Source organism: Pseudomonas sp. 9AZ (assembly GCF_902506525.1).
In the GTDB taxonomy this organism is placed as follows: Bacteria; Pseudomonadota; Gammaproteobacteria; order Pseudomonadales; family Pseudomonadaceae; genus Aquipseudomonas; species Aquipseudomonas peli.
The window spans coordinates 2,142,329-2,168,001 of record NZ_LR733840.1; the positions used below are offsets into that span (position 1 = coordinate 2,142,329).

Genomic DNA, 25,673 nt, shown 5'->3' on the forward strand with positions numbered 1-25,673 from the left:
TGTAATAAAGCATGATTGCGCCGGAGTATACCGACCCCCCGGCGCCTTGCCTATGCGCCGGGGTTCCCGTCGGGCGGGGCTTTGCCTGTATCTTTGGCGCTAGGGTCTGTTCCCATTTCGTCACGAGCCGCGTTGCCTGGCGAGATTTTTCGCGCAACCCGAAGGGCCGGGCTAGTTTTAGCGCGGCCGCGAACGAAACGGGAACAGACCCTCGCTTTGCACCCATCGCCAGCGATCAGGAGACTGGATGGACAACCCCGTACCCACGAGCAGCTCGGTTTCCGTTGCCTACCTGCAAGGTTTGCTCGATTACCTGACGCGCCAGGGTGTCGACAGCGCAGAGCTGCTGGAACGAGTGCAGCTCAGCCCGCAGATTCTTGCTCAGCGAGATCAGCGCATTGCCGCCAGCACTTATCTAGAGCTGCTCGGCCATGGCGTGCGGTTGACCGGCGATGAGCAGCTGGGCCTGCATTTGGGTGAGGCGGTGCGTCCCGGTTATTACGGCGTTTTGGGTTATCTGATCATGAGCTGCGCGACCCTCGCCGACGCGTTGCATCGCCAAGCGCGCTATGCCGCGCTGGTCGGTAACCTGGGCCAGGTTGATCTTGCCGATGAGCCGCCGCGTGCAGGGCTGGAGCCGCAGGTGGCGCATAGCTGGCAGCCGTTGCTGCCGCAGCAGAAGCGTCAGCTCAGCGAGGAAACTCTGGCCGGTTGGGTAACCTTCGGCCACTGGATCAGCGGCCTGGATATTCCTCCGACCGAGGTACGCTTCCAGCATTCGGCCCCGGTGGATGCCTCCGAATATCAACGGATCTTCCGTTGTCCGGTGCTGTTCGATCAGGCCGATAACGCCCTGGTATTCCCCAAACGCCTGCTCGCCACGCCCCTCGGTCAGGCCGATGCGCAGGTGCGCCTGACGCTCGATGCCTATGCTGATCGCCTGCTTGGCGAGATTCAGCAGGGCCATAGCGTGCTCGACCGCGCGCGCCTGGAATTGTCCCGCCAGCTGCCGGAAGTGGGCGCCGATCTGCAGCAAATCGCCGCGCGTTTGGCGCTTAGTCCGCGTACCCTGCAGCGGCGTTTGCGCGAAGCCGGGTTATCCTTCAATCAGTTGGTGGATGAAACCCGTCAGCAACTGGTGTTGCATTACCTGCGCGACCCGGCGCTCGAACTGGCAGAAATCGCCTTCCTGGTCGGTTTCAGCGAGCCCGGTTCACTGGCCCGCGCGTTTCGCCGTTGGACCGGGCAAAGCCCAGGCGAATATCGCCGTAGCTTGAAAGAACATTAATCACCGCAGCCCAAGACTTTTGCAGTCGCTGAATTTTTTGAGGTAAGTCGCAATGAGTTTGACCGAAGCCCGCTTTCACGATCTGGTCGATGCCACCCAGCAGGCGGTGGAAGATATCTTCGATGACAGCGACCTGGACCTCGACCTGGAAAACTCCGCCGGGGTGCTGACTGTGCGTTTTGAAAACGGCACTCAGCTGATCTTCAGTCGTCAGGAGCCGCTGCGTCAGCTGTGGCTGGCGGCGCGTTCGGGCGGCTTCCACTTCGATTACGACCAGGCCAGCGAGCGCTGGATCTGCGACAGCAGCGACGAGCAGCTGGGCGAAATGCTGGCGCGTATCACCCTGGAACAATCCGGTGCCGACCTTGAGTTCGAAGAGCTCTGACGGCGCGGGCCAGGAGGTCGCCTCGCCCTGCCGCCGCCAGTGTTGTCTGGATGATCAGGATATATGCCTGGGCTGTGGCCGTTCGCTGCAGGAGATTCTCGACTGGGGCAAAGCCGATATAGCGGGCAAACGCAGCATCTGCGCGGCTGCTGAAGCGCGCTTGCAACAGCGTAGCGCGGCACCTTGACCGGGCGGTCTTGTTTATTTGACTAGCTGTGGTACGGTCAGCCCAAGCCTTGCAAAACCCCGTCTTAGTGATGGGGTTTTGCTTTTTTCACGATCCGTAAAGGGGACATACCCGCACCATGACCAGCGCACCTTCGCTCACCATCACCCGTCTTGACCTGCAGCGCTTGGAGCATCTGCTCGACAGCCTGGACGACTTCGGCCCCAGTGCCATCGCGTTGCAGGCCGAACTGGACCGCGCCGATGTGGTTGGCCACGACGAGGTGCCGGCCGGGGTGGTGACCATGAATTCGCGGGTGCATTGCCGTGAGGAAAGCAGCGGCAAGGATTACCACCTGACCCTGGTCTATCCGCAGGACGCCGGCGGCGAAGGCTGTGTGTCGGTGCTGGCGCCGGTCGGCACGGCCCTGCTGGGGCTGTCCGTGGGTCAGCATATCGACTGGGCCGCGCCCGGCGGCAAAGTACTCAAGCTGACCCTGCTGGCGGTGGAATATCAGCCGGAAGCGGCGGGTGAGTACAGCCGTGCTTGAGTAGGCCGGTCAGGCCTTTTGCAGGGCTTGATTCAGCGCCGCCTCCAGGCGGCTCTTGTAGCGCAGGTAATGCACGCTCTGCATGTGCCCTTCGCCCAGCACTGCCGACAGATCAAGGTCGGTGATGTAGCAGGGGTAGCGCGCACCATCGCGGCGCTGCGCGAGGATGTGCTGGGCCACGGCGGCGTATAGGTCGCCAGCGTACTCCAGCTCGGAAAATTCGCGGTGATTACAGTACAGGCTGACGTGTGAGCGCTTGCCATCGCCAGGCTCGACGATGGCCTGTACGTCATAGAACGGGTGGCTGATCGGTGACAGTGGCGGCGGTCGGCGCTCCAGGCGCTGGGCGCGCAAAGGTGCGTCCGGTAGCACCTGGTAATACAGCACCTCCAGCGGCTGATGCGCCGGCAGGTTATCCAGCGGCAGCAAGGCGTTGCGCCGGTACAGCACCGATTGCAGAAAACGTTGCAGCGGGGTCAGCAGGCTCTGTTCATCGCGGAACGGCATCTGCTGGCGCCACAGGGCGTTGTGTTCATCGAGTACGCTCAGCTCAGCCGTGGCGCTGGCTTCATTCAACCGGTAGAACACTTGAATGCACTGCGGCCGACCCACGGGCAAAATCAGCGCCAGGTCTTCCCCTTCCAGGGCGCTGCGGTCCAGGTGCAGTTCGCTGTAGCCGGGCAGCTCCTCACCCAAGTGCTCGATCAGGCTGGGTAGGTCTTTCAGGCTGGTGTGGCTGACATGGCCAGGCTTCAATTCGAGCAGGTGATACTGCTGTTTGATCTGCAGCAGGTAGCGGTTGGCCTGATCGCTGCTGAAGCTACCCAGGGTTTCGCGGAACAGCTCTTCCACCCGCTCGGCAATCGCTGTGGCGCGGTTGCGGCAGAAACAGCGTACGCGAAGGTTCGGCTTCCTACCCCGGGCGGGCAGGGCGTTGAGGAAGTCGCGCAGGCAGTCGAGCAGTGCGTGCGGACCGTCATAGCGGGTCACCAGCAGCTCATTCCAGCTGTTCAGCGTGACCTGGTCGATGGTCAGAATCAGGTTCTCGCGCACCCCAGAGTAGCCCAGTGCATCGGTGCGCTCGGTGGTCATGTGCATGTTCATCTGGCTGAACTGCCTGAGCGGGTCGACGCCAACGTTGACCAGCAGCAGCACCTCGCCGGGTACGCTGGCGCTCAGTAGTGCCGCCTCGTCAACGGCCGGCAAGGGCAGTGGCACCACCTGCTGCAAGCTGTTGAGCAGGTTGGACAGCTCGTACTCGGTCAGGTCGCTGGAGCCTGGGTGCAAGGACAGCCGTGTGCTGTTGTCGATCACCCCATTGCGTTGGCACCAGGCGAGCAGTTCAACCAGCTCGCGCGAGCGTTTGAGCGGTGAAAAGTCTTCCAGGTCCTGCGCGTTGACGCTGCCGCTGTAGAGCGCCCAAAGCGTTTCATTGGGCTCGTCCGGGCTGGGGTTCTGCGCCAGGGTCAGGGTGTCTTCGGCGAGGTCCGGGGCGATGCCCGGGTTGATAAATTCGATCTTGCCGGCCTTGCGCTCGAAGGCGGCATACAGGCGGCGGCCGAGGATGCCCAGGTCGCGGCTGTTGAGCGAGCTGCCGGCGTGTTCGCTGCGGGCGAACTCGGAGAGAAAGCGGTAGCTGTAGGTCAGCTCGTTGACCAGCATGCGCCGCTCGGCGCTGACCTGGCGCACCTTCCACTGGCTGCGGCTGTCGAGCATCGCCAGTTGGCGGCTGTCCCAGTTCCAGTCGCGGGTCAGGCGCTCCAGCAGCAGGCGTTGCCAGCTTTTGCGGTTGTTGCGCGGTGGGCGGCTGAGCTTCTTGTCGACCTTGAGGTACAGACAGCGGCGGATCAGCTCCAGGCGCTCATGCTCGCCACGGGCCTTGAGGTATTCCTCTAGGCGCCGGTACACCACGATATAGGGGTCTAGCTCATCGACATCCAGGCGATTGGCGAATACCGCCTGCTTGAAGCGCAGCGACAGGCATTCGACCTTGGGGTGTTCACTGGCGTAAACCTCAGTCAGCAGCAGCTTGAGCACCGATTTGTACGGCGACTCGATGCCCTTGAACAATTGCCACATGCCGGCGCCGATAAATTCTTCCGGCGGGATGCGCGCTAGGTGGCCGAGGTCGAGCACGTCCTCGGCGCGGATAAAGCGTTTGGCCAGCAGGGTACTGGTGTAGTGCTGATAGCGCTGCTCTTCATACACCGGCACCAGCCACCACAGCGGCGTGCGCCCGCCGAGCCAGATGGCGGTGCGGTAGAACTCATCCAGCAGCAAGTAATGCTGGGTGGTGCCGCAGTCGTCCGAGGTCAGTTGCGCCTCGCGTTCGCCTTGGGTGAAACGCGCGGGATCAATCAGGAAGAAATGCGCTTCGGCGCCGAAGGTGGCCGCCCAGCTTTCCAGTAGCGCGCACTTCTTGTTCAACTCATGCAGCTGTTGCTGGCTCAGGTCGCTGGCGTGGCATACCCACAGGTCCATGTCGCTTTGCTCAGCCTGAGCCACGGTGCCCAGACTGCCCATCAAAAATAGGCCGTGGATTGGCAGTGTCTGTTTGCCGCGGTAGGGCTTGTAGGCGAACGAGCGGGTCAAGCGCTGCGCCTCGGACAACAGTTCGTCATCCGGTTCAAAGCCGCTGAGGCCGGCTGGGGTCAGGCCGGAAACGTAGCCCGGCAGCAACGGGTGATTGACGTGGAACAGCAGTGGTAACAGCTTCAGCACCAGTTGCTGGCGCGTCGACAGCGCCTGCATGGCGCGTTGCAGGCGGCCTTGGTTGAGTTTGAGGAAGCGCGCACGCAGCTGCGTCAGTACCTTGCGGTCGATACCGTCTTCAATGTCTGGGCGAATTTCCTCGGTACGGCTCATGCTCAGGCTCTGCAGGGCGGTGCGTGATCATGCCTGGCCAGGCGGCTGGCGGACGGCGGCGGATACAGGGTTATCGCCTGCGTCACGGGCAGCTTGAGAAAGCCGTTGCGACGCAGGCTGGGTTGTCTTAGAAGCAGTTTCGCTTGGGCTGGTGGACGAGGTTTTCAGGTGCTTCTTAGGCCGCTTCAGTCACATTGAGAATGGTCAGCAGAACTTGCGCGTGTTCGGCGGCGTCGAGCCCCAGGCTGGTCAGATAACCGCCGTCTGGCTGGTTGATCAGGCCTTTGTCATGCAGGCGTTGGGCAGCGGCAATCGCCGAGGGGGTGGCAGTGTGGTGAACCTTGATTCCTTCCTGAGTGGTGCCCAGGTTAAACAGCGCGAGGATTTCCAGTTCGGCAATCAGTTCAGGGGTAAAGGCCATAAGTACTCCAGCTTCTTGTTTTAGTGAGCTGCGGCCGGCGGCTGCAGCACCCGCTGCGGTAAATCGGCTGAAACAACAGGCAGCCTGCGAAGCAGTGTAGTGAAGCGCCAGGCAGTCTGCTGTGACCTGATGCTGCCAGAAGTTGGCGTGCTGTGGGGTAAATTTTTCGGCGCTGATTACGGTGCCTGTTCGGGCAACTTGGGTAGGGCGCGCAGGCCTTGCTCATAGCGGGCGAGATCGAAGGGGCGGTCATCGCGCAGCATGACGTCGATTTCATCAGCCAGCACCAGGGCCATCAGCTCGATAATCTCGTCTCGCTCGTAACCGACCAGACTCAGCTTGTTCAACACAGCCTGGACGAAGGCCGGTTCGCCGGCTTCCAGCTGGTTTTCGATGGCCTGGATCAGGGTGTCCTGGGCAAAATCTTCGTCTTCTTGCTCGCTCATGCGCGGCTCCTTGGTGGGGCCTACAGTGTGCCATGTGTGGGCGTAAAGGCGAGTGACCGGGTGCAGGCACAGTCAGTGGGGTGGGTTGCGGTGATCGTGTGATCACCGCATACGGGAGTGCAACGCTAGCTGTCGGTACTCCGTTTTTCGCGTGGGACTATTACTTGCAGGGTGAGCCCACGGCGTTCAAGGCGCGCTTGAAAAACTGCAATTGGTAACCAGAGGCGGAAGCTTTGCTGCACATGTTGCTGTTGTAAGAGCGGTATTCCGCGATGAAAACAGCTTTGCCCTGCTGCCTGAATAAACGGTACGCCTCGCACTCCTTGTAGGCATAGCAACTTTCGTTGAGGGCAAAGTCAAAGTCATCGACCAGGGCGGGGATCAACTCGACTGCATTTTTCAATGCAATTGCCAGGTTATGCTCATGCGCTTGCTGGCTTAACCAGCGGTTGTAGTCGATCTGGTTTGCCTCACTCAACCCCAGGCCATTGCCGTTGCTGTAGCCGTCCACATTGTCCGGTTCGACAGCATCACAACCTTTTTCGGCCGCCAAACGTATGCGTTTGGCCATGAGTGTGCGAACAGCGGGGTGGCGGATATCCAGCCAGCGTTCGCCCGGCCAGCCGTCCAGTTGTGCACCCAGTGCTTCTTTAGGGTATTGGGCGGCATCACTGCGCCAGTCTTCCCAGCTACCCGCGCTGAAATAGCAGACCACGATACGGCCCTGGCCTTTCAGGTTGGTGATGGTGGTCGTTGAGGTGTCGAACAGGTCAATGTCGTAGACCTGGCGCTCGGGGGTTTTCAGTTTGCCACTGAGTTGCCAGTGCCAGCTTGCCTGGCTGGGAATAACGATGGGTGTAGCGCTGACACAGGCGGCGAGGGTGAGCGTGCCGATGCTTGCGAGTAGGCGTTGGAAGATTTTCATGGCTTTCTCCAGTGCGCAGACGAGTGTCTGGCGGCGTGGAGGAAAGTATTTGGCCTGCAGGAAAGAGTACGCCAGCGGCTGGCGGCGGGTTTGTTCGCATTTTGCAGGGCTGTTTGCAAATTGACGCTGTTTTTTTGGCATTGTCAGTTCAGGTCTTATGCCGGCAGCGAATAAGGGCGCGACGGGGTCGCGCCCGTAGGGTTTAGCGCAAGGCGAGTAGGGCCTGGCCGCGCGCCACCGCTGCTCTTACCTGATTCGGTGCGGTGCCGCCGATATGGTCGCGAGCATTGACCGAGCCTTCCAGGGTCAGCACGGCAAACACGTCCTGTTCGATCTGTTCGCTGAACTGGCGCAGTTCTTCCAGGCTCATCTCGGCCAGATCCTTGCCGGACTCGACACCGTACTTCACCGCATGACCGACGATTTCGTGGCAATCGCGGAACGGCAGACCCTTGCGCACCAGGTAGTCGGCCAGATCAGTGGCGGTGGAGAAGCCGCGCAGCGCCGCTTCACGCATGATTGCATGCTTGGGCTTGATCGCCGGGATCATGTCGGCAAAGGCGCGCAGCGAGTCGCGCAAGGTGTCGGCGGCGTCGAACAGCGGTTCTTTGTCTTCCTGGTTGTCCTTGTTGTAGGCCAGCGGCTGACCTTTCATCAGGGTCAGCAGGCCCATCAACGCGCCGAATACACGGCCGCTCTTGCCGCGAACCAGCTCGGGGACGTCTGGGTTTTTCTTTTGCGGCATGATCGAGCTGCCGGTGCAGAAGCGATCCGGCAGGTCGATGAACTGGAACTGCGCAGACGTCCACAGCACCAGCTCTTCGGAGAAGCGCGACAGGTGCATCATGGCAATCGAGGCGGCGGCGCAGAATTCAATGGCGAAGTCGCGATCCGACACGCCATCCAGCGAGTTGCCGCCAACGGCGTCGAAACCCAGCAACTGAGCAGTGACTTCGCGCTGAATCGGGTAAGTCGTGCCGGCCAGCGCCGCCGAGCCCAGCGGCATGCGGTTGGTGCGCTTGCGGCAATCCACCAAACGCTCGTAATCGCGACTAAGCATCTCGAACCAGGCCAGCAGGTGGTGGCCGAAGGTCACCGGCTGAGCGGTTTGCAGGTGGGTGAAGCCCGGCATGATGGTCTCGGCTTCACGCTCGGCCTGTTCCAGCAAGCCCTGCTGCAGGCGGGTGATCTCGGCCAGGATCAGGTCGATCTCGTCGCGCAGCCACAGGCGGATATCGGTAGCCACCTGGTCGTTGCGGCTACGGCCGGTGTGCAGCTTCTTGCCGGTGACGCCGATGCGGTCGGTCAGGCGCGCTTCGATGTTCATGTGCACATCTTCCAGGTCGACGCGCCAGTCGAACTGGCCGGCTTCGATCTCGCCCTGAATCTGCGTTAGACCGTCGACGATGGCGTCGCGCTCGGCATCATTCAGTACGCCGACCTTGGCCAGCATGGTGGCGTGGGCGATGGAACCCATGATGTCGTGGCGATACAGGCGCTTGTCGAATTCGACGGAGGCGGTAAAGCGGGCAACAAAGGCATCGACGGGCTCGCTGAAGCGGCCGCCCCAGGATTGGTTGGTTTTTTCAGTGCTCATGGGCTTCGCTCGGCTGGTGCGCTAAAACGGGCTGGCCGCGCTGGGGCGGCCGGCAAGACGGAAAAGTGCGCCGATAATAACAGGCTGGCCGGCAAATTCGCCGCGTCGCTTTGTCGGTGGGCGCAGCTAGGCTGCACTAGAGCAATGTTGCGCCGTTCACAGTTTTATCGCGGCGGGCGCATTTCGGTGCTTTATTTTGCCCGGTCGCAGCTGTCTATCTTGCTGCTGGGGCGGGTCACGCGGAAACTGCGGCGATGAAAATAAAAAGCGCTTTATCAGAAAAACAACCACCACTGGTCGATGACTTCTTCGTACCCGAGCTTTGCCAGCCAGAAGCCCTGCTGAGCATGGTGCTGTTGGCCGAGTTGCTGGTGCTGGTGCTGGTGTTGTCCGAGCCGATGCTGCCGGGCTTCGATTGGGTGCGCCTGGCGCTGACGTCGCTGTTTGTGCAATGGATCGTGCTGCTCTCGGCTGCCGTGCTGTGCCGCCTGCGCCCGTTGATGGCGCGCATGCCGGCAGCCACAGCCGGTGCCTTGTGCTGTGCGATTGTGGTCACCCTGAGTCTGATCTGTACTGCCGTGGCGGACTATTACGAGCTGGGCGGGCCGCTGCCGCGCGCCGGTGAGGTCAATCTGTATCTGCGCCATGCCTTGATCAGTCTGATCATGTCGGCGTTGCTGCTGCGCTATTTCTACCTGCAGAGCCAGTGGCGCAAGCAGGAGCAGGCCGAGTTGCGCGCGCGCATCGAGTCGCTGCAGGCGCGCATCCGCCCGCACTTTCTGTTCAACAGCCTGAACAGCATTGCCAGCCTGGTGGTGGTCGACCCCTACAAGGCCGAGCAGGCGGTGCTGGATCTCTCCGACCTGTTCCGCGCCAGCCTGGCCAAGCCCGGCAGCCTGGTGCCCTGGCGCGAAGAGCTGGAGCTGGCGCAACGATATTTATCGATTGAGCGCTATCGGCTCGGCGAGCGTCTACAGTTGCAGTGGGAGATTGTTGATGTGCCGGACGATCTGCCCATTCCACAACTGACGTTGCAGCCTTTACTGGAAAACGCCTTGATCTACGGCATTCAGCCGCGCATTGAGGGCGGTCTGGTGCGGGTCGAAGCAAGTTATCACGATGGGGTATTCCAGCTGTGCGTGAGCAATCCATACGAACAAATAGGCGAGGAGCCGCCGTCGCGCGGTACCCATCAGGCGCTGACCAATATCGATGCGCGGCTGGTGGCACTTTTCGGGCCGCGGGCCAGTCTCAGCGTAGAGCGCCGTGACGGACGCCACTTCACTTGTCTACGCTATCCTTGTGCGAGACCCAAGCAGGAAGCCCGTGCATTATGAATGTCCTGATTGTCGATGATGAACCCTTGGCCCGAGAGCGCCTAAGCCGCATGGTGGGCGAACTCGATGGCTATCGCGTGCTTGAACCCGCAGCCAGCAACGGCGAGGAGGCCCTGAGCCTGATCGACAGCCTGAGGCCGGATGTGGTGTTGCTGGATATCCGCATGCCGGGCTTGGATGGCCTGCAGGTGGCGGCCAGGCTGTGTGAGCGCGAAGCGCCGCCAGCCGTGATTTTCTGCACTGCTCATGATGAATTTGCCCTCGAGGCCTTCCAGGTCAGCGCCGTGGGCTATCTGGTCAAACCGGTGCGCGCCGAAAGCCTCAGCGAAGCACTGAAGAAAGCCGAGCGGCCCAACCGTGTGCAGCTCGCCGCCCTGACCCGTCCTGCAGTAGACAGCGGTGGCGGCCCGCGCAGCCATATCAGTGCACGCACCCGCAAAGGCATTGAGCTGATTCCGCTGGATCAGGTGATCTACTTTATTGCCGACCATAAATACGTAACCCTGCGTCATGCAGGCGGCGAAGTGCTGCTGGATGAGCCGCTGAAAGCCTTGGAAGACGAGTTTGGTGATCGCTTTGTGCGCATTCACCGCAATGCGCTGGTTGCTCGTGAGCGCATTGAACGTCTGCAACGCACGCCGCTTGGGCATTTCCAGCTGTTCCTCAAGGGTATGAACGAGGAAGCGCTGATTGTCAGCCGCCGGCACGTGGCCGGGGTGCGCAAGTTGATGCACAACCTCTGAGGCTGATCAGGCGATCCGGATGACTCCGGGTCGCAGGCCTGATCTGGGCCAGCCTGTTATTATCCCCGGCAGTTCGTTTTCTGGAATTGCCCATGTCTCGCGAAATCCGCATCGCCACCCGTAAAAGTGCCCTGGCCCTGTGGCAGGCTGAACACGTCAAAGCTCGCCTGGAACAGGCGCATCCTGGCCTCAAGGTCAGCCTGGTGCCCATGGTCAGCCGTGGCGACAAGCTGCTCGACGCGCCGCTGGCGAAAATTGGCGGCAAGGGCTTGTTTGTCAAAGAGCTGGAAACCGCGATGCTGGAGAACCAGGCCGACATCGCTGTGCATTCGATGAAGGATGTGCCGATGGACTTCCCCGAAGGCCTGGGCCTGTACTGCATCTGCGAGCGTGAAGATCCGCGCGATGCCTTCGTTTCCAACACCTATGCCAGCCTCGATGCCTTGCCCGCAGGCAGCGTGGTCGGCACCTCCAGTCTGCGCCGTCAGGCCCAGCTGCTGGCGCGCCGGCCGGATCTGAAAATCCAGTTCCTGCGCGGCAACGTCAACACCCGTCTGGCCAAGCTGGATGCTGGCGAGTACGACGCCATTATCCTGGCCGCAGCCGGCCTGATTCGCCTGGGGTTCGAAGCGCGCATCCGTTCCTCGATCAGCGCTGAAGACAGCTTGCCAGCGGGTGGTCAGGGCGCGGTAGGTATCGAATGCCGCAAGGCCGACAGTGAGATCCATGCCCTGCTGGCGCCTCTGCATCACCGTGATACCGCGCTGCGGGTGACCGCCGAGCGCGCCTTGAACAAGCACCTGAATGGCGGCTGCCAAGTGCCAATCGCCTGCTACGCGGTGCTCGAGGGCGAGCAGCTGTGGTTGCGCGGCCTGGTCGGTCAGCCGGATGGCGGTTTGCTGCTGCGGGCGGAAAACCGTGCCCCGCTAGCGCAAGCCGAACAGCTGGGTGTGCAGGTGGCTGAAGCCCTGTTGGCCCAGGGTGCTGCGGCCATTCTGCAAGCTGTTTACGGCGAGGCCGCTGCCGAGTGACGGGTTGGCGTGTGCTGCTGACGCGTCCGGCCCAGGAGTCGGCCGCGCTGGCGGCAACCTTGGCTGAGCAGGGCATCTACAGCAGCAGCTTGCCGTTGTTGGCCATCGAGGTGCTGAGCGAGAGTGCCGAGCAGCGCGTCACGCTTGCCGATCTGCAGCGCTATAGCGCGGTGATCGTGGTGAGCAAGCCGGCGGCGCGGCTGGCGCTTGATCTGTTGGATCGCTACCAAACGCCAGTGTCTGTCGAGCAGCCCTGGTTCAGCGTCGGTGCAGCCACTGCGCAAGTTCTCCGCGAGCATGGCTTGCAGGTGCACTATCCAGAGCAGGCCGATGACAGCGAGGCGCTGCTCGCTTTGCCGCAACTGCAGCAGGCGTTGACGGCGACCGCCAGTCCACGGGTTTTGATCCTGCGTGGCGAGGGTGGCCGAGAGTTACTGGCCGAGCGCTTGCGCGGCCAAGGCGTGCAGGTGGACTATCTGCCACTGTATCGCCGGGTGCTGCCGGATTACCCGCCGGCTGCGCTCGCCGAACGCATTCAGGCTGAACGCCTGAACGCGCTGGTGGTCAGCAGTGGGCAGGGCTTTGTGCATTTGCGCGAGCTGGCCGCTGAAGCTTGGGCCGAGCTGGCCCAGCTACCCTTGTTTGTACCCAGCCCGCGAGTGGCCGAAATGGCCCGTGCGGCAGGTGCACAATTTGTTGTGGACTGCCGCGGCGCGAGTGCCGCGGCGTTGCTGGCAGCCTTGCAGGCGCAACCTGCCCCGATCTCTGACGCAAAGGATGGATACGTGAGCGAAGCAACTACTCCGAAAGAGCAAGCCCCGCAGGATCACGATGTGAACCAACAACCGTCCGAGCCTGTGCAGGCTGCGGCGAAACCCGTTACACCCACAGCGGTTGCGGGCAAACCCGCTTCGCGTGGCAACGGCCTGGCACTGCTGGCTTTACTGGTTGCGGCGGCCGGTGCCGGTGCAGGCGGTTGGGGGCTTTGGCAGTTGCAGGCGCTGGACGCTCGCGAGCAACAACAGCAAGGCCAGTTGCAGGACGCGCGCAGTGAAGCGCAAAGCCTGGCGCAGACGGGTAAGCAATTAGAGGCTCGCCTCGATCAGCTGCCCAGTGTCGAGGAGCTGGAAACCCGTCGCCGCCTGCTGGCACAGCTGCAGGGCGACCAGCAGCTGCTCAACCAGCGCTTGGAAACCGTGCTGGGTGCCAGCCGGCAGGATTGGCGCCTGGCCGAGGCCGAGCATCTGCTGCGCCTGGCCAGCCTGCGCCTGTCCGCGTTGCAGGATATAAACAGCGCCACCGCGCTGGTGCAGGCTGCCGATGAAATCCTCCACGAACAGGATGATCCCGCCGCATTTGCTGCCCGCGAGCAATTAGCCAAGAGCCTGCAAGCGCTGCGCTCGACCGCCAACCCAGATCGTACCGGGCTGTTTCTGCAACTGGGCGCCCTGCGCGATCAGGTGGCACAACTCAATGCCCTGGCCCCGAGTTTCAGCGGTGAGGGCGGTGTGCTCAGCGAGCTGGCTGACGAAGGTGTCATGGAGCCGCAATGGTGGCAGCGCGGCCTGCAGACCTTGTCGGAATACTTCCGTATCGATTTCAACGCCGACCGTAATATTCGGCCCGTACTCGCCGGGCAGAGCCTGACCCAGGTGCGTCTGGCCCTTAGTCTGGCGCTGGAGCAGGCGCAGTGGGGCGCACTGCACGGTCAGACGGCGGTGTACCGGCAAGCCCTGCAGCAGGCGCGTGAGGTGCTGGACGCGCACTTCGATGTGGACAACCCCAACAGCCGCGCTCTGCGTGCGCGCATTGATGAATTAGCCGAGCGCCCGATTGCAGTGACGCCGCCGGACCTCAGCCAGACGCTGAATGCCGTGCAAGCCTATCTCCAGGCCAAGCAGGCCGCGCGCAGTCAGCAGCAGGTCGAAGCTGAGCCTGCCGCTGCAGCCACCGAAGATGTTGAGGCGCAACTGCAGGAGGCGCTGCAATGAAGCGCTTCTATTGGTTGTTGCTGATCCTGGCGCTGGTTGCCGGCGTCGCCAGCCTGGTGTTGTTCGGTTTGCCGCTGGCTGAGCACAAGGGTTATGTGCTGATTGCTTTCCAGGGCTTTCGATATGAGTCCAGCCTGTGGGCATTTGTCGCTCTGGTGCTGGCGCTCTGGCTGCTGGTTTATCTGCTGCGATTGAGCGTGAGGTTGCTGGTGACATCGGGGGGCCTGCTCAACCCGTGGTCACGCCTGCATAAACGTCGTCGCGTGCGGCTGGCGTCCGAGCAGGGCTTTCTCGATCTTGCCGAAGGTCGCTGGGCACGTGCTTTGCGTCATCTTAAACAGGCGGCCAACGACTCGCCGCAACCGTTGAGCTACTACCTCGGCGCCGCGCAGGCCGCGCATCAGCTGGGGCATCACAGTGACAGCGATGACTTGTTGGAGCAGGCGCTCAATCGCCAGCCCCAGGCTGAGCTGGCGATTGCGCTGCAGCACGCCGAATTACAGCTGGCGCGCGGCCAGACGGCGGATGCGCTGGACACCCTGCAGGCCATGCGCTCGCGTCATCCGCACCATCACCTAGTCTTGCGTCAGCTGCAGCAGCTGTATCTGCAGGCGGGCGATTGGTCAGCGTTGCTCGGCCTGCTGCCAGAGTTGCGCAAGGAAAAAGCTCTTGGCAATGCCGAGTTGAGCGAGCTTGAGCGTCAGGCCTGGCGTGGCCGCTTGTTGCAAGCTGCGCAGACGGCTGATGGCGAGGCGCCTGCCGCACTGCTGGCGTTGCAGCACGCATGGCAGGCCATGCCAACCGCACAGCATCAGGAGCCCGAACTGCTGGCGGTTTACGCCGAGCAACTGCGCCTGTTGGGTGCGGAAGCTGAGGCTGAAGCGCTGCTGCGCCCTTACTTGAAACAGCACTACGACACCGCTCTGGTGCGCCTGTACGGCTTGCTTCGAGGCAGTGACTTGGGCAAGCAGCTGCAAGCCGCCGAAGCATGGCTGAAGCAACACCCGCAGGATGCCGGGTTGTTGCTGACGTTGGGGCGGTTGTGCCTGCACAGTCAATTATGGGGCAAGGCCAAGGATTATCTGGAAACCAGTCTGGCCTTTCAGCGTCACCCGGAAACATGTGCCGAGTTGGCTCGTCTATTGGCGCAACTGGGTGAGCTGGAGCGCAGCAATAGCCTGTATCAGGAAGGCCTGCGCTTGCTCGACGCACGTTTGTGCACGCCGGCCTTGTCCGTTGAAAACTGAATAACTGTTGCTCGAGGTGCTTATGCGAACGTTGTTGATGGGTTGTCTGATGGCGCTGTTGCTAGGGTGCGCCGGCCCGCAGGTGAGTGATTACGCCAATGAGCAGCCGCGCCTAGAGCTGAGCGATTACTTCAAGGGTGATATGCAGGCCTGGGGGATGTTCCAGAACCGCTCCGGCGAAGTGGTCAAGCGCTTCCATGTGGCCATGACCGGCACCTGGGATGGCGATGTAGGCGTGCTGGATGAGCGCTTTACCTACAGCGATGGCAGCACCGAGCGGCGCGTCTGGACCCTTAAAAAACAGGCTGACGGCAGCTGGCGTGGCACGGCAGACGATGTGGTTGGCGAGGCTATCGGTGAAGTGGCCGGCAACGCCTTGCACTGGCGTTACAAACTGCGGCTAAAGGTCGATGACTCAACCTATGTGGTTGATTTTGATGACTGGATGTTCCTGATGGATGGTCAGGTGATGCTCAACCGCGCACGGATGTCGAAGTGGGGGATCGATCTGGGTCAGGTCACCCTGAGCTTTTACAAGCCCGCCGTGGCGGGTAAAGCCGAATAGTCGCCGGTTAAACGCTTGTATGAAATTTTCTCCGGCGCTACCTTGAAGGCCCAGGCCGGCGGGAATAATCTGGCTCACAGATACCGCCGGAAAGTTGCCGTTTCGCGGCTGTCTTCCCAGACCTTGCACGGACTGACAAAAAACTGTCTCGATGCGGGCGTACAACACTAATAGCAATAGGGAAGTAGAGGTCATCATGCTCGAGAGTTGTCAGAACGCCCAGGAACGTTGGGGTGGAGTTCACCTGCTGATCGACCGCTGGCTGCAAGAGCGCAAGGAATTGGTGAGTGCCTACGCGGCCATCAACAGTTCGCCGCAAGCTCCGAGCGCCAACGCAGAGCCGCTGCAGCATTTCTGCGAAATCCTGGTTGACTATGTGTCCGCTGGCCATTTCGAGGTGTACGAACAGTTGACCAGCGAAGCCAAGGCCTTTGGTGACCAGCGTGGCCTCGATTTGGCCAAGCAGATTTACCCGCGCATTGAGGTCATCACCGAAGTGGCGCTGGCGTTCAACGACCGTTGTGACAATGGCGATTGCCATGACTCGGTCTCGCTGATCGACGAGCTGAAACGCTTGGGGCAGTTGTTGCACGAGCGGTTTGAGCTGGAGGACTGCTTGATCGAAGTCCTGCATAACGCCCATCAGGAACAGGCCACGCCTGCCCTCTGATACGCCGACGCGTTACTCCTTGGTGTCGAGCAATTCCAGCTCGAACACCAGGGGCGAGTAGGGTGGAATCAAATCTCCCGCACCTTCTTCGCCATACGCCTGCGCCGATGGAATCACCAAACGCCATTGTGCGCCGACTGGCATCTGCTGCAGCGCACTGCGCCATCCAGCGATCACGCTGTCTAAGCGAAACCACTGCGCAGTCTGACTTTCATCAAACTGGCTGCCATCCGCCAAGAAGCCGATATAGCGCACCTGAATACGATCCTTGGGGCCTGGTTTGCGGCCGTTGCCGGCGCGCAGCTCCTGCATCAATACGCCATCCTGCAGTACGCGTACACCGGCCTTGGCTTTCTCCATGGCGAGAAAGCGCTGTTCGGCCGTCTTGGCTTTTTCAACGCGCTCAGGCGCGTTAGCCAGTTGCGCTTCATGCTCGGCCAGCAGGCTTTCGATGCGTTTGGCATCCACTGCCAGCGGCTCATTGCGGTAAGCCTGGCGCAGGCCATCGAGCAGCGCTTGCAGTTCCAGATCCGGTACTTCGTCGCGCAGTCGCTCGCCGAGTTTTACCCCCAAGCTGTAAGCCAGGTCGTGGGCGTGCTCATCTGCTTGAGACAAGGGCGCGAGCAGGCAGAGCAATAACAGGGTAAAACGTGGCATGGGGGTTCTCCGGCGAAGATGCGCCGATTATGCCAGCCAGGTGCGGCGAGGTGGCAAGGCGGACAAAAGGAGGTCTAGTATGGCGCCATCTTCATCCGCCAGGAGGCGTGTCATGTCGGCAACAAAGAATGCAAAGAAGAAATCAGTGAGTACCCCGCTGCACCTGCTGCAGCAACTTTCCAGCAGCCTGCTTGAGCATCTTGAAGATGCCTGCACGCGTGCTTTGGTTGATGCCGAGAAGTTGCTCGCCAAGTTGGAAAAGCAACGCGGCAAGGCCCAGGAAAAACTGCATAAAGCCCGCAGTAAAATGCAGGATTCAGCGGTAGCCGGCAAAGCCAAGGCGCAGGCCAAAGGTAAAGAAGCCGTGGCTGAGCTGGAGCAATTGCTCGATACCCTGAAAGACCGCCAAAGTGAAACCCGTACCTACATCGCCAGCCTTAAGCGCGACGCACAGGAAAGCCTGAAGCTCGCCCAGGGCGTTGGCAAGGTTAAAGAAGCTGTAGGCAAAGCGCTGGACAGCCGTTCGGCTAAGGCCGCTCTGGTCAAACCGGCTGCCAAGCCAGCCGCAACTAAAGCCCCGGCCAAGCCTGCTGCCAGTAAGCCAGCGGCTAAACCTGCTACTAAAGCTGCTGCGCCAGCTGCCAAGGCCCCGGCCAAGGCTGTCAGCAAGGCTCCCGTCGCGGCAAAGCCAGCAGCCAAGGCACCTGCCAAACCTGCGGCGAAAAAACCAGCAGCCAGCGCGGCCAAGCCTGAAGCGAGCAAGCCGGTGGCACAGCCTGCCAAGGCAGCTGCTAAACCTGCGGTGAAAAAGGCTCCAGCGGCTAAACCTGCCAGCAAGCCTGCTGCAAAACCTGCAGCCAAGCCGGTTGTGAAGAAAGCTGCCGCTAAGCCCGCTGCTGCCAAACCAGTGGTTGCCGAAGCGCCTGCTGCACCTGCCGGCAGCAATGGCAGCACTCCGCCCAGCGCTGTTTAAGCGCTGAGGTGTGCCGCCGCGATGCGCAGCGTTTGCAGCGCATCGCGGTTGCCCGGCGGGGGAGTCAGTCTTTCCAGCCAATGCAGCTGCGCGTTCGCCGCGTGGCTTGACCAGTCCTGAGTACAGGCTGCCAAGCGTTCCAACTGCTCGCGCTCTGCGGTCAGCTCCAGCTGTTTGATCTGTTCACGTAATTGCGCCAGGGCATGATTGCTCTGTGCCTGCTCGCGCCAGCTCTGGCGCAATTGGCGCAGCGGCACTACTACCTGCTGTTGCCAGGGTTGCGCGATATTGCGTAACGCATCGCTGCGCTCGTTGGTGCAGATAATCTGCCGGCGTTCCAGCCAGGCGGCGCAAAGCAGCAGGCACACGTCCGCCCCTTGCGTTTGCAACAGCAGGCACGCGGCCTCGACGCCAGGGCGTTGATACAGTGCTTCGGCGAATCGCCACAGGTCAGTAGGCATGGTGCTTTCCGGGTTTCTCTAAAGGGACTCTGGTAGACTCCGCCGCCATTATGATCCGACTCCAGAACCTGACTTTACAGCGTGGCCCTCAGCGTCTGCTAGAAGACGCCGAGATGACCCTGCACCCCGGCCATAAAGCCGGCCTGATCGGCGCCAATGGCGCCGGCAAATCCAGCCTGTTTGCCTTGTTTCGTGGCGAGCTGAGTGCGGACGCGGGCGACTGCCTGATCCCCGCCGATTGGCGTGTGGCGCATATGCGCCAGGAGATCGACGCGGTCGAGCGTCAGGCAGTCGACTATGTGCTCGATGGCGACCTGCAACTGCGCAAGGTGCAGGCCGAACTGGCTGTGGCCGAGGCGGCGCATGACGGTGCCGCCGTGGCGCGTCTCCACACCGAGCTGGACACCCTCGACGGCTACAGTGCCGATGCCCGTGCGCGCAAGTTGCTCGCCGGTCTGGGCTTTGACAGTGCGCAGATGGATCGCCGTGTCGGCGACTTCTCCGGTGGCTGGCGCATGCGCCTGAACCTGGCGCAGGCGTTGATGTGCCCGTCCGACCTGTTGTTGCTCGACGAGCCGACCAACCACCTCGATCTCGATGCGATCCTTTGGCTGGAAAGCTGGCTGAAAGGTTACCCCGGTACCTTGCTGCTGATCTCCCATGACCGCGATTTCCTGGATGCCGTAGTGGACCACGTTGCCCACCTCGATCAGCAGAAACTGACCCTGTATCGCGGCGGCTATTCGGCCTTCGAGCGCACCCGTGCCGAGCGCCTGGCGCAGCAGCAACAGGCGTACGAGAAGCAGCAGGCGCAGCGCGCGCACATGGAAAAGTACATCGCCCGCTTCAAGGCCCAGGCCACCAAGGCGCGCCAGGCGCAGAGCCGGATCAAAGCGCTGGAACGCATGGAAGAGCTGTCGGCGGCGCACGTCGATTCGCCGTTTGACTTCAGCTTCCGTGAGGCCGACAAGATCTCCAGCCCGCTGCTCAGTCTGAGCGAAGGCCGCCTGGGTTACGGCGACAAGGTGGTGCTGGAGAAGGTCAAACTGAACCTGTCTCCCGGCGCGCGCTTGGGCCTGCTCGGACCGAACGGGGCGGGTAAGTCGACCCTGATCAAAAACCTGTCGAACGAACTGCAGCCCATCAGCGGCCATCTGCAGCGCGGCGAGAACCTGGTGGTTGGCTACTTCGCCCAGCATCAGCTCGATGCCCTGGATGACAAGGCCAGCCCATTGCTGCACTTCCAGCGCCTGGCGCCGACCGAGCGTGAGCAGACCCTGCGCGACTTTCTCGGTGGTTTCGACTTCCGCGGCCCGCGTTGCGACGAGCCGGTGCTGAATTTCTCCGGCGGTGAGAAAGCCCGTCTGGCCTTGGCGCTGATTGCCTGGGGCAAGCCCAACCTGCTGCTGCTCGATGAACCGACCAACCACCTCGACCTGGAAATGCGCCTGGCGCTGACCATGGCGCTGCAGGAGTTCAGCGGCGCAGTGGTGGTGGTGTCGCACGATCGCCATCTGCTGAAAAGCACCACCGACGAGTTCCTGCTGGTCGCCGATGGTCAGGTGCAGCCGTTTGACGGTGACCTGGAAGACTATGCCCGCTGGCTGGTGGACTACCGCACGCGGCAGGCGCCGACCAGCAGTGGTGAAAGCAACCCGGATAAAGCCGACAAGCGTGTGCAGCGCCAGGCCGCAGCGGCTTTGCGTCAGCAATTGGCGCCGCATAAGCGCGAAGCCGACAAGCTGGAGAAAGAACTGGGCCAGTTGCACGAGAAGCTCGCTGCCGTCGAAGCGCGTTTGGGCGACAGCGGCATCTACGAGGCCGCGCGCAAGGACGAGCTGCGTGACGCCCTGGCCGAACAGGCCAAGCTGAAAAGTCGCGAAGCCGATCTTGAAGAACGCTGGATGCTCGCGCTGGAAACCCTCGAAGCTCTGCAAGCCGAGCTTGAGGCCGCCAGTTGAACATCACCCTGCCGACGCTGGAATGGCTGATGACCTGGCAGGAGCCGTTGCTGCGCACCGGTCAGGTAATCCTGATTGTGCTGCTGGCCTGGTTGTTTCAGCGCATTCTCACCCGTGGCATCACCCGCCTCGGTAACCGCTACCCGCAGTTGCCGGCCGAGTTGCTGATGCCGCTGCGCGGCCTGCTGCGCTGGCTGATTCTCGGTAGCGCATTCATGTTGGTGCTGGAGCGACTGGGCGTTTCCGCGCAGGTGCTGTGGACCGCACTGACCGGCTTTGCCGCCGTCGCTGCAGTGGCCTTTTTCGCCATCTGGAGCGTGTTGTCCAACATGTTCTGCGCGTTGTTGATCTTCGCCATGGGGCCGTTTCGTATCGGTGATTGTGTCGAAGTGCTGGAAAGCGCCGACAAGCCCGGGGTGCGCGGCAGGGTGATGGCAATCAACCTGTTCTATACCACCCTGGAAGATCTCAGCGGTGATGCCCCTGGTGCCTGGGTGCAGATTCCCAATAGCCTGTTTTTTCAAAAAGCCGTGCGCCGCTGGCGCAATGGCGAACTCCCACCTGTACGTACTAGCGAGAACTGATTCCTATGGAATGGCTGGCCAGCCCTGAACTCTGGGTCGCGTTTCTGACCCTGACCGCCCTGGAAATTGTCCTGGGCATCGACAACATCATCTTTATTTCGATCCTGGTCAGCCGTCTGCCCAAGCATCAGCAACCCAAGGCGCGCTTCTTCGGCCTGGCGCTGGCGATGGGCACGCGGATTCTCCTGCTGCTGTCGATCAGCTGGGTGATGCGCCTGACGGCCGATCTGTTTCATGTGTTCGATCAGGGCTTCTCCGGCCGTGATCTGATTCTGTTCTTCGGTGGTCTGTTCCTGTTGTGGAAGAGTACTGCGGAGATCTTCCACAGCCTGGAAGGCGAAGAAGAAGCCCAATCCGTCGGTGGCAAGACCTACGGCTTTATGGGGATCATCGTACAGATCGCGATCATCGACATCGTGTTCTCCCTGGACTCGGTCATCACCGCCGTCGGTTTGGTCGACAACGTGCCCGTCATGGTCGCGGCCATTGTGATTTCGGTGATCGTGATGATGCTGTCGGCTGGCACTATCAGCGACTTTATCGACAAGCACCCGAGCCTGAAAATTCTTGCCCTGTCGTTCCTCATCGTGGTCGGTACCGTGTTGATCGCCGAAGCCTTCGAGGTGCATGTGCCGAAGGGTTATGTGTACTTCGCCATGGCCTTCTCGCTGGCGGTGGAAGCCGTCAATATCCGTATGCGTACCGCTCGTGCTCGTGCACGCAAGGAAGAAGAGGCGGAGCCGGTGCAGTTGCGCAAGGACTTGCCAAACTAAACCACAGGCTGGGCGAGGCAATCGACAAGGGGTAGGCTAAGGCCTGCCCCTTTTTATTTCGCATTTGTTTAATGGAGAAATGCCATGGCACTGGAAACCTGGCTTGCGTTCTTTGTGGCCTGTTGGGTCATTAGCCTGTCGCCGGGTGCCGGGGCGATTGCCTCGATGTCCGCCGGGCTGCAATACGGGTTTGTGCGCGGTTACTGGAATGCTCTGGGCCTGCAGCTGGGCCTGGCCTTGCAGATTGCCATCGTAGCCGCCGGTGTTGGGGCGATTCTGGCGGCGTCGGAGCTGGCTTTCAGCCTGATCAAATGGTTTGGCGTGGTCTATCTGGTGTACCTCGGCTATCGCCAGTGGCAGGCGCTGCCCAGTGATATGGCCGCGCAGACCGAGCGCCCCATCGGCCGGCCGCTGACCCTGGTGCTGCGCGGCTTTCTGGTCAACTTCAGCAACCCCAAGGCGATCGTCTTTATGCTCGCGGTGCTGCCGCAGTTCCTTAACCCGCAGGCACCGCTGCTGATGCAGTACCTGGTGATGGGGGTGACCATGATCTGCGTCGACCTGATTGTTATGGCCGGTTACACCGGTCTGGCTGCCCGGGTGTTGGGCGCGCTGCGTTCGCCACGTCAGCAGAAGCTGATGAACCGCACATTTGGCGCGCTGTTTGTCGGCGCGGCGGCACTGCTGGCCAGCGTGCGGCGCGCGCCGGTCTGAACTGCGCGGGTTGAGTTACCAGGGAATCGGCTGGCCATCCCAGCCCCAGAACGTGCCAGTCTGCGCCGGTCCGTGCTGTTCGATCTGCGCAAGCAGGCATTCGGCTGAGTAGTTTGGGGTAAACAGTTTGTCGGCTGGCACATTGGCCTGAAAGGGTTTCGACAGTTCGGTGTCGGTGGTGCCAGGGTGCAGGCTGAGCACGCAGCTGTTGGGGTTGAGACGGCTCAACTCGATGCTCGCGGTGTGCAGCAGTTGGTTCAGCGCGGCCTTGCTGGCACGGTAGCTGTACCAGCCGCCGAGGCGGTTATCGCCAATCGAACCGACCCGTGCCGACAGCGCCGCCACAGTGCACGCGTGCTGACCACGCAGCAGCGGCAGCAGGTGCTTGAGCAGCAGAATCGGCGCAAAGCTGTTGCGTTGAAAGGTTGCCAGTAGCCCTTCAAGACTGATCTGGCTTAGGCCTTTCTCGGCTTTCGCTGCGCCGTCCTGCAGCACACCAACGGTACACAGCAACAGGTGCAGGCGTGGCATGGCGGCACGTAAATGCATGGCCATCGCGCTCAGCGCCTGTTCATCGCACACGTCCACATCCAGGCAGCGCAGGCGTTGGCCGTATTGCGCTTGCAGCTCAAGCAAGCCGGGGGCCTGGTTGGCGTGGCGGGCGATGGCCCACACTTCAGCAATATCAGCGCGCGCCAGCAGCTGCGCGGTGAGGGCCAGACCGATTCCCCGGCTGGCACCGCAGACCACGACATGCGCTGGTTCTTCCAAGCGTTGCCAAAACGTCATCGCATCACTCCTGCATCCTTGCGACGATCCGTCGCAGGCCATGGTCGATCAAAGGTTGAGGAAAATCATTAGGAGGGTAACAATCGAATGTCATCCATTCGTATTTGGGATCCACTCCTATATGACTTCCGTATTACGTTTCTGCAGCTGGTTGCTGGTGCCTGTGTTGGCATTCTGCAGCCTGGCTGTTATGGCCGAGCCCATTGACGGCGCGGCGCAAGCGTTGCATCTGCTCGGTTACCTGGGCGCTGACTACCCGGCCACCGTGGCCAATGGTCAGGTAATCGACTCCGGTGAGTACCGTGAGCAGCTTGAGTTTCTTACTGTACTGCAAGGGCTGATCGTTGCGCTGCCAGCGCGTAATGAGCAAGCCGAGTTGCAGCAGGGCGTTGCCAGCTTGCGCCAGGGCATTGAGCACCGTGTCGACGGCGGCCAGGTTGCCCTGCAGGCCCGGCAGTTGGCCGCGACCTTGGCCAGCGCTTATGGCGTCAGTCAGACCCCAGCTATCACCCCTGATCCTAGCCGTGGCGCGCCGCTGTTTGCCCAGCACTGCAGCGTGTGCCACGGCGCCAGCGGTGCGGGTGATGGGCCGGCCGGTATCGGCCTGGAGCCGCCACCAGCCAACCTGCGCGACCTGGCGCGGCTCAACCGGTTGAGTCTGTATGACCTGTTCAACACCATCGGTCTGGGCATCGAAGGCACCGATATGGCGGCTTTTGCCGATCAGTTGGATGAGCGCCAGCGCTGGGACCTGGCCAGTTATATCGCCGGCTTCAGTGCCGCGCCGGTTGCCGCCGGCGCGCCGTTCACGATGGCGGTGTTGGCCGGCACAACCCCGGATGAAGTGGCGGCAGCGCAGGGTGATGAGGCGGCTGCACGCTTCCGTGCCCAGCGCGCCCAGCCGCCGGTGCAGCAGCGCGGCCCGCTGCAATTGATCGAACACACCCGCGCGACCCTGGAGCAGAGCCTGGCGGCCTACCGCGCCGGCGATCACGAGCAGGCCTATGACCTTTCTGTCGGTGCCTATCTGGAAGGCTTCGAGCTGGTCGAAAGCGCCCTGGATAACCTTGACTCGGTGCAGCGCAAGACCACCGAGCGTGCGCTGATGGCTTACCGCCAGGCGCTGCAGGATGGCCTGTCGGTGCCGCAGGCGGCGCAGCGGCTGGAGCAGGCCAAGGCCGAGCTGGCGACGTCTGCCGCGTTGCTCGACAGCGATGGTTTGTCGGACTCACTGAGTTTCTTCTCCAGCCTGCTGATTTTGCTGCGTGAAGGGCTGGAGGCGATTCTGGTGCTGGCGGCGATTCTGGCTTTCCTGCGCAACACTGGCCAGCAACAGGCGGTGCGCAGCGTGCATATCGGCTGGGGCCTGGCGCTGCTGGCTGGCGCTGGCACCTGGGCGTTGGCGGCGTACTTGATCGATGTCAGCGGTGCGCAGCGTGAACTGCTGGAAGGCGTGACTGCGTTGTTTGCCAGCGTGATGGTGCTCTGGCTCGGGGTGTGGATGCATGACCGCCGGCATGCGGCGGCCTGGCAGGATTACATCAAGAGCAGCCTGGTCGGCGGTGGCGGGCGTTTCGGCTTTGCCGTGCTGGCGTTCTTCTCGGTGTACCGCGAGTTGTTCGAAGTCATCCTGTTCTACGAAACCCTCTGGCTGCAGGCCGGTCCGCAAGGCCACGGCATGGTGCTGGCGGGTGCGGCGGCGGCTTTGGTTCTGCTGCTGGGGCTGGCCTGGGTGATTCTGCGCGGCTCGCGCAAACTGCCGCTGGCGACCTTCTTCGGTGTCAATGCGGTGTTGCTCTGTGTGCTCTCGGTGGTATTCGCTGGCCATGGCGTCGCGGCGCTGCAGGAAGCTGGAGTGCTCGGTACGCGGCCGGTGGCATTCTTTGAGTTCGACTGGCTGGGTATTCACGACGATGCCTACAGCCTGGCGGCCCAGGCTACGGCGCTGGCAGCTATTACGCTGTTGTACGGGCGCAGCTGGCTGGGCGAGCGGCGCCGTTTGTCTCAGGCGTAAAGCTCAGTGGTGGCCGGCATGGCTTAACATGCCGGCTTTAGTGCCTCTGGAGAGTGCAGGGTGATGCGAGTCTGGATTGATGCCGATGCCTGCCCCAAGGCGGCCAAGGATCAGGTGGTGAAGTTCGCCTTGAAGCGACGCTTCGAGGTGCTGTTGGTGGCGGGGCAGGCGCAGGTCAAACCGGCCTACAGCTGTGTGCGGCTGATTGTGGTGCCCAGCGGTCCGGATGCAGCGGATGACTACCTGGTGGAACATGCGCTGCCGGGTGAGCTGGTGATCTGCAGCGACGTACCGCTGGCCGACCGCTTGGTGAAGAAGGGCGTGGCTGCCCTCGACCCGCGTGGCCGCGAGTTCGATGAGCGCAACATGGGCGACAAACTGGCCGTGCGTAACCTGTTCACCGAGTTGCGCGAGCTGGGTCAGGTGGGTGGCGGTCAGCCGCCTTATGGTGAGCGCGACAAGCAGGCGTTTGCCAATTCATTGGATCGCATTCTTACGCGTTTGCAGCGCCGTTAGCTTT

At 61.9% G+C, this 25,673-nt stretch carries 26 protein-coding genes and 1 pseudogene; 19 read left to right on the plus strand and 8 right to left on the minus strand.

What is annotated here, in order from left to right; translation table 11 throughout:
* Positions 1-247: 247 nt before the first annotated feature.
* From ALTER154_RS09980 to rnk, 4 genes are all read left to right on the plus strand, one after another.
* A complete protein-coding gene (locus tag ALTER154_RS09980; protein WP_160086677.1) occupies positions 248-1,288 on the plus strand; it encodes an AraC family transcriptional regulator in 1,041 nt (346 codons plus the stop codon).
* 52 nt (positions 1,289-1,340) lie between these two features.
* Positions 1,341-1,673 (plus strand): iron donor protein CyaY, encoded by a 333-nt coding sequence (gene cyaY / locus ALTER154_RS09985; protein WP_090254611.1) that lies wholly within the window; start codon positions 1,341-1,343, stop codon positions 1,671-1,673.
* Positions 1,654-1,860, plus strand: coding sequence for a DUF1289 domain-containing protein (locus ALTER154_RS09990; RefSeq protein WP_160086679.1), 207 nt, complete (start codon positions 1,654-1,656; stop codon positions 1,858-1,860). The genes cyaY and ALTER154_RS09990 overlap by 20 nt, the downstream gene beginning before the upstream one ends.
* 118 nt (positions 1,861-1,978) lie before the next feature.
* Entirely contained in the window at positions 1,979-2,389 is a 411-nt protein-coding gene (rnk, locus tag ALTER154_RS09995; protein ID WP_090254613.1) for a nucleoside diphosphate kinase regulator, read from the plus strand.
* A gap of 9 nt (positions 2,390-2,398) precedes the next feature.
* Here rnk and ALTER154_RS10000 read toward each other — a convergent pair whose 3' ends face one another.
* From ALTER154_RS10000 to argH, 5 genes are all read right to left on the minus strand, one after another.
* Positions 2,399-5,254 carry a class I adenylate cyclase gene (locus ALTER154_RS10000; RefSeq protein ID WP_160086681.1) on the minus strand — a complete coding sequence of 952 codons (2,856 nt, stop codon included), beginning with the start codon at positions 5,252-5,254 and terminating at the stop codon, positions 2,399-2,401.
* Between the two features lie 175 nt (positions 5,255-5,429).
* Positions 5,430-5,675: a TIGR02647 family protein gene (locus ALTER154_RS10005; RefSeq protein WP_090254617.1), complete on the minus strand. Its 246-nt coding sequence runs from the start codon at positions 5,673-5,675 to the stop codon at positions 5,430-5,432.
* 176 nt (positions 5,676-5,851) lie between these two features.
* Complete coding sequence (locus tag ALTER154_RS10010) at positions 5,852-6,121, minus strand: hypothetical protein (RefSeq protein ID WP_160086683.1); 270 nt, start codon at positions 6,119-6,121, stop codon at positions 5,852-5,854.
* Positions 6,122-6,281: 160 nt separating this feature from the next.
* On the minus strand, positions 6,282-7,046 hold the full coding sequence (locus ALTER154_RS10015; protein ID WP_160086685.1) for an endo alpha-1,4 polygalactosaminidase: 765 nt from the start codon (positions 7,044-7,046) through the stop codon (positions 6,282-6,284).
* Between the two features lie 202 nt (positions 7,047-7,248).
* Positions 7,249-8,643, minus strand: a complete 1,395-nt coding sequence (gene argH / locus ALTER154_RS10020) for an argininosuccinate lyase (protein WP_160086687.1) — start codon at positions 8,641-8,643, stop codon at positions 7,249-7,251.
* A gap of 254 nt (positions 8,644-8,897) precedes the next feature.
* Between argH and ALTER154_RS10025 the strand changes: the two genes are divergently transcribed.
* From ALTER154_RS10025 to rsd, 8 genes and pseudogenes are all read left to right on the plus strand, one after another.
* A complete protein-coding gene (locus tag ALTER154_RS10025) occupies positions 8,898-9,980 on the plus strand; it encodes a sensor histidine kinase (protein ID WP_090254625.1) in 1,083 nt (360 codons plus the stop codon).
* Positions 9,977-10,723 (plus strand): LytTR family DNA-binding domain-containing protein, encoded by a 747-nt coding sequence (locus ALTER154_RS10030; protein ID WP_090254627.1) that lies wholly within the window; start codon positions 9,977-9,979, stop codon positions 10,721-10,723. The genes ALTER154_RS10025 and ALTER154_RS10030 overlap by 4 nt, the downstream gene beginning before the upstream one ends.
* A 92-nt stretch (positions 10,724-10,815) precedes the next feature.
* Positions 10,816-11,754, plus strand: coding sequence for a hydroxymethylbilane synthase (gene hemC, locus ALTER154_RS10035; protein WP_160086689.1), 939 nt, complete (start codon positions 10,816-10,818; stop codon positions 11,752-11,754).
* 11 nt (positions 11,755-11,765) lie between these two features.
* A pseudogene (locus tag ALTER154_RS21005) lies at positions 11,766-12,506 on the plus strand (uroporphyrinogen-III synthase); the annotation flags it as partial.
* Between the two features lie 33 nt (positions 12,507-12,539).
* Positions 12,540-13,745, plus strand: coding sequence for a uroporphyrinogen-III C-methyltransferase (locus tag ALTER154_RS21010; RefSeq protein ID WP_256665699.1), 1,206 nt, complete (start codon positions 12,540-12,542; stop codon positions 13,743-13,745).
* Positions 13,742-14,992, plus strand: coding sequence for a heme biosynthesis HemY N-terminal domain-containing protein (locus ALTER154_RS10045; protein WP_160086693.1), 1,251 nt, complete (start codon positions 13,742-13,744; stop codon positions 14,990-14,992). Before ALTER154_RS21010 ends, ALTER154_RS10045 begins: the two co-directional genes overlap by 4 nt.
* Positions 14,993-15,014: 22 nt before the next feature.
* Positions 15,015-15,557 (plus strand): DUF3833 domain-containing protein, encoded by a 543-nt coding sequence (locus tag ALTER154_RS10050; protein WP_160086695.1) that lies wholly within the window; start codon positions 15,015-15,017, stop codon positions 15,555-15,557.
* A gap of 196 nt (positions 15,558-15,753) precedes the next feature.
* On the plus strand, positions 15,754-16,227 hold the full coding sequence (rsd, locus tag ALTER154_RS10055) for a sigma D regulator (protein ID WP_090254640.1): 474 nt from the start codon (positions 15,754-15,756) through the stop codon (positions 16,225-16,227).
* A 12-nt stretch (positions 16,228-16,239) separates the two neighbouring features.
* Here rsd and ALTER154_RS10060 read toward each other — a convergent pair whose 3' ends face one another.
* The gene (locus ALTER154_RS10060) at positions 16,240-16,884 is read right to left on the minus strand and encodes an FKBP-type peptidyl-prolyl cis-trans isomerase (protein WP_160086697.1); all 645 of its coding nucleotides are present in this window, start codon (positions 16,882-16,884) and stop codon (positions 16,240-16,242) included.
* Between the two features lie 112 nt (positions 16,885-16,996).
* Between ALTER154_RS10060 and ALTER154_RS10065 the strand changes: the two genes are divergently transcribed.
* A complete protein-coding gene (locus ALTER154_RS10065) occupies positions 16,997-17,857 on the plus strand; it encodes an AlgP family protein (RefSeq protein ID WP_160086699.1) in 861 nt (286 codons plus the stop codon).
* Here ALTER154_RS10065 and ALTER154_RS10070 read toward each other — a convergent pair.
* Positions 17,854-18,318: a TIGR02444 family protein gene (locus ALTER154_RS10070; RefSeq protein ID WP_160086701.1), complete on the minus strand. Its 465-nt coding sequence runs from the start codon at positions 18,316-18,318 to the stop codon at positions 17,854-17,856. The genes ALTER154_RS10065 and ALTER154_RS10070 overlap by 4 nt on opposite strands.
* A gap of 50 nt (positions 18,319-18,368) precedes the next feature.
* Between ALTER154_RS10070 and ALTER154_RS10075 the strand changes: the two genes are divergently transcribed.
* The 4 genes from ALTER154_RS10075 to rhtB all read left to right on the plus strand — a co-directional run bounded on the left by ALTER154_RS10075 (position 18,369) and on the right by rhtB (position 22,350).
* The gene (locus tag ALTER154_RS10075; protein ID WP_160086703.1) at positions 18,369-20,279 is read left to right on the plus strand and encodes an ATP-binding cassette domain-containing protein; all 1,911 of its coding nucleotides are present in this window, start codon (positions 18,369-18,371) and stop codon (positions 20,277-20,279) included.
* Between the two features lie 29 nt (positions 20,280-20,308).
* Positions 20,309-20,863 carry a mechanosensitive ion channel domain-containing protein gene (locus tag ALTER154_RS10080; protein ID WP_372239948.1) on the plus strand — a complete coding sequence of 185 codons (555 nt, stop codon included), beginning with the start codon at positions 20,309-20,311 and terminating at the stop codon, positions 20,861-20,863.
* A gap of 5 nt (positions 20,864-20,868) precedes the next feature.
* Positions 20,869-21,636 carry a TerC family protein gene (locus ALTER154_RS10085; RefSeq protein WP_160086705.1) on the plus strand — a complete coding sequence of 256 codons (768 nt, stop codon included), beginning with the start codon at positions 20,869-20,871 and terminating at the stop codon, positions 21,634-21,636.
* A gap of 84 nt (positions 21,637-21,720) precedes the next feature.
* Entirely contained in the window at positions 21,721-22,350 is a 630-nt protein-coding gene (rhtB, locus tag ALTER154_RS10090) for a homoserine/homoserine lactone efflux protein (RefSeq protein WP_160086707.1), read from the plus strand.
* Between the two features lie 15 nt (positions 22,351-22,365).
* Here rhtB and ALTER154_RS10095 read toward each other — a convergent pair whose 3' ends face one another.
* Positions 22,366-23,139, minus strand: a complete 774-nt coding sequence (locus ALTER154_RS10095) for an SDR family NAD(P)-dependent oxidoreductase (protein ID WP_160086709.1) — start codon at positions 23,137-23,139, stop codon at positions 22,366-22,368.
* Positions 23,140-23,260: 121 nt separating this feature from the next.
* Here ALTER154_RS10095 and ALTER154_RS10100 point away from each other — a divergent pair, with 121 nt between their 5' ends.
* Together ALTER154_RS10100 and ALTER154_RS10105 are read left to right on the plus strand one after the other, a co-directional pair.
* A complete protein-coding gene (locus tag ALTER154_RS10100; RefSeq protein WP_160086711.1) occupies positions 23,261-25,153 on the plus strand; it encodes a cytochrome c/FTR1 family iron permease in 1,893 nt (630 codons plus the stop codon).
* A 63-nt stretch (positions 25,154-25,216) separates the two neighbouring features.
* On the plus strand, positions 25,217-25,669 hold the full coding sequence (locus ALTER154_RS10105) for a YaiI/YqxD family protein (RefSeq protein ID WP_160086713.1): 453 nt from the start codon (positions 25,217-25,219) through the stop codon (positions 25,667-25,669).
* Positions 25,670-25,673: the final 4 nt, after the last annotated feature.

Bases quoted from the DNA above. Each gene is read 5' to 3' on its own strand.
- ALTER154_RS10070 (WP_160086701.1), bottom strand. From the start codon at position 18,318: ATGCCTACTGACCTGTGGCGATTCGCCGAAGCACTGTATCAACGCCCT.
- rnk (WP_090254613.1), top strand. From the start codon at position 1,979: ATGACCAGCGCACCTTCGCTCACCATCACCCGTCTTGACCTGCAGCGC.
- ALTER154_RS10085 (WP_160086705.1), top strand. From the start codon at position 20,869: ATGGAATGGCTGGCCAGCCCTGAACTCTGGGTCGCGTTTCTGACCCTG.
- ALTER154_RS09980 (WP_160086677.1), top strand. From the start codon at position 248: ATGGACAACCCCGTACCCACGAGCAGCTCGGTTTCCGTTGCCTACCTG.
- ALTER154_RS10095 (WP_160086709.1), bottom strand. From the start codon at position 23,139: ATGACGTTTTGGCAACGCTTGGAAGAACCAGCGCATGTCGTGGTCTGC.
- ALTER154_RS10045 (WP_160086693.1), top strand. From the start codon at position 13,742: ATGAAGCGCTTCTATTGGTTGTTGCTGATCCTGGCGCTGGTTGCCGGC.
- ALTER154_RS10025 (WP_090254625.1), top strand. From the start codon at position 8,898: ATGAAAATAAAAAGCGCTTTATCAGAAAAACAACCACCACTGGTCGAT.
- ALTER154_RS10060 (WP_160086697.1), bottom strand. From the start codon at position 16,884: ATGCCACGTTTTACCCTGTTATTGCTCTGCCTGCTCGCGCCCTTGTCT.
- ALTER154_RS10080 (WP_372239948.1), top strand. From the start codon at position 20,309: ATGACCTGGCAGGAGCCGTTGCTGCGCACCGGTCAGGTAATCCTGATT.
- ALTER154_RS10000 (WP_160086681.1), bottom strand. From the start codon at position 5,254: ATGAGCCGTACCGAGGAAATTCGCCCAGACATTGAAGACGGTATCGAC.
- rsd (WP_090254640.1), top strand. From the start codon at position 15,754: ATGCTCGAGAGTTGTCAGAACGCCCAGGAACGTTGGGGTGGAGTTCAC.
- argH (WP_160086687.1), bottom strand. From the start codon at position 8,643: ATGAGCACTGAAAAAACCAACCAATCCTGGGGCGGCCGCTTCAGCGAG.
- hemC (WP_160086689.1), top strand. From the start codon at position 10,816: ATGTCTCGCGAAATCCGCATCGCCACCCGTAAAAGTGCCCTGGCCCTG.
- ALTER154_RS10105 (WP_160086713.1), top strand. From the start codon at position 25,217: ATGCGAGTCTGGATTGATGCCGATGCCTGCCCCAAGGCGGCCAAGGAT.
- ALTER154_RS10065 (WP_160086699.1), top strand. From the start codon at position 16,997: ATGTCGGCAACAAAGAATGCAAAGAAGAAATCAGTGAGTACCCCGCTG.
- ALTER154_RS10005 (WP_090254617.1), bottom strand. From the start codon at position 5,675: ATGGCCTTTACCCCTGAACTGATTGCCGAACTGGAAATCCTCGCGCTG.
- ALTER154_RS10050 (WP_160086695.1), top strand. From the start codon at position 15,015: ATGCGAACGTTGTTGATGGGTTGTCTGATGGCGCTGTTGCTAGGGTGC.
- ALTER154_RS10015 (WP_160086685.1), bottom strand. From the start codon at position 7,046: ATGAAAATCTTCCAACGCCTACTCGCAAGCATCGGCACGCTCACCCTC.
- ALTER154_RS10010 (WP_160086683.1), bottom strand. From the start codon at position 6,121: ATGAGCGAGCAAGAAGACGAAGATTTTGCCCAGGACACCCTGATCCAG.
- rhtB (WP_160086707.1), top strand. From the start codon at position 21,721: ATGGCACTGGAAACCTGGCTTGCGTTCTTTGTGGCCTGTTGGGTCATT.
- cyaY (WP_090254611.1), top strand. From the start codon at position 1,341: ATGAGTTTGACCGAAGCCCGCTTTCACGATCTGGTCGATGCCACCCAG.
- ALTER154_RS10030 (WP_090254627.1), top strand. From the start codon at position 9,977: ATGAATGTCCTGATTGTCGATGATGAACCCTTGGCCCGAGAGCGCCTA.
- ALTER154_RS10100 (WP_160086711.1), top strand. From the start codon at position 23,261: ATGACTTCCGTATTACGTTTCTGCAGCTGGTTGCTGGTGCCTGTGTTG.
- ALTER154_RS10075 (WP_160086703.1), top strand. From the start codon at position 18,369: ATGATCCGACTCCAGAACCTGACTTTACAGCGTGGCCCTCAGCGTCTG.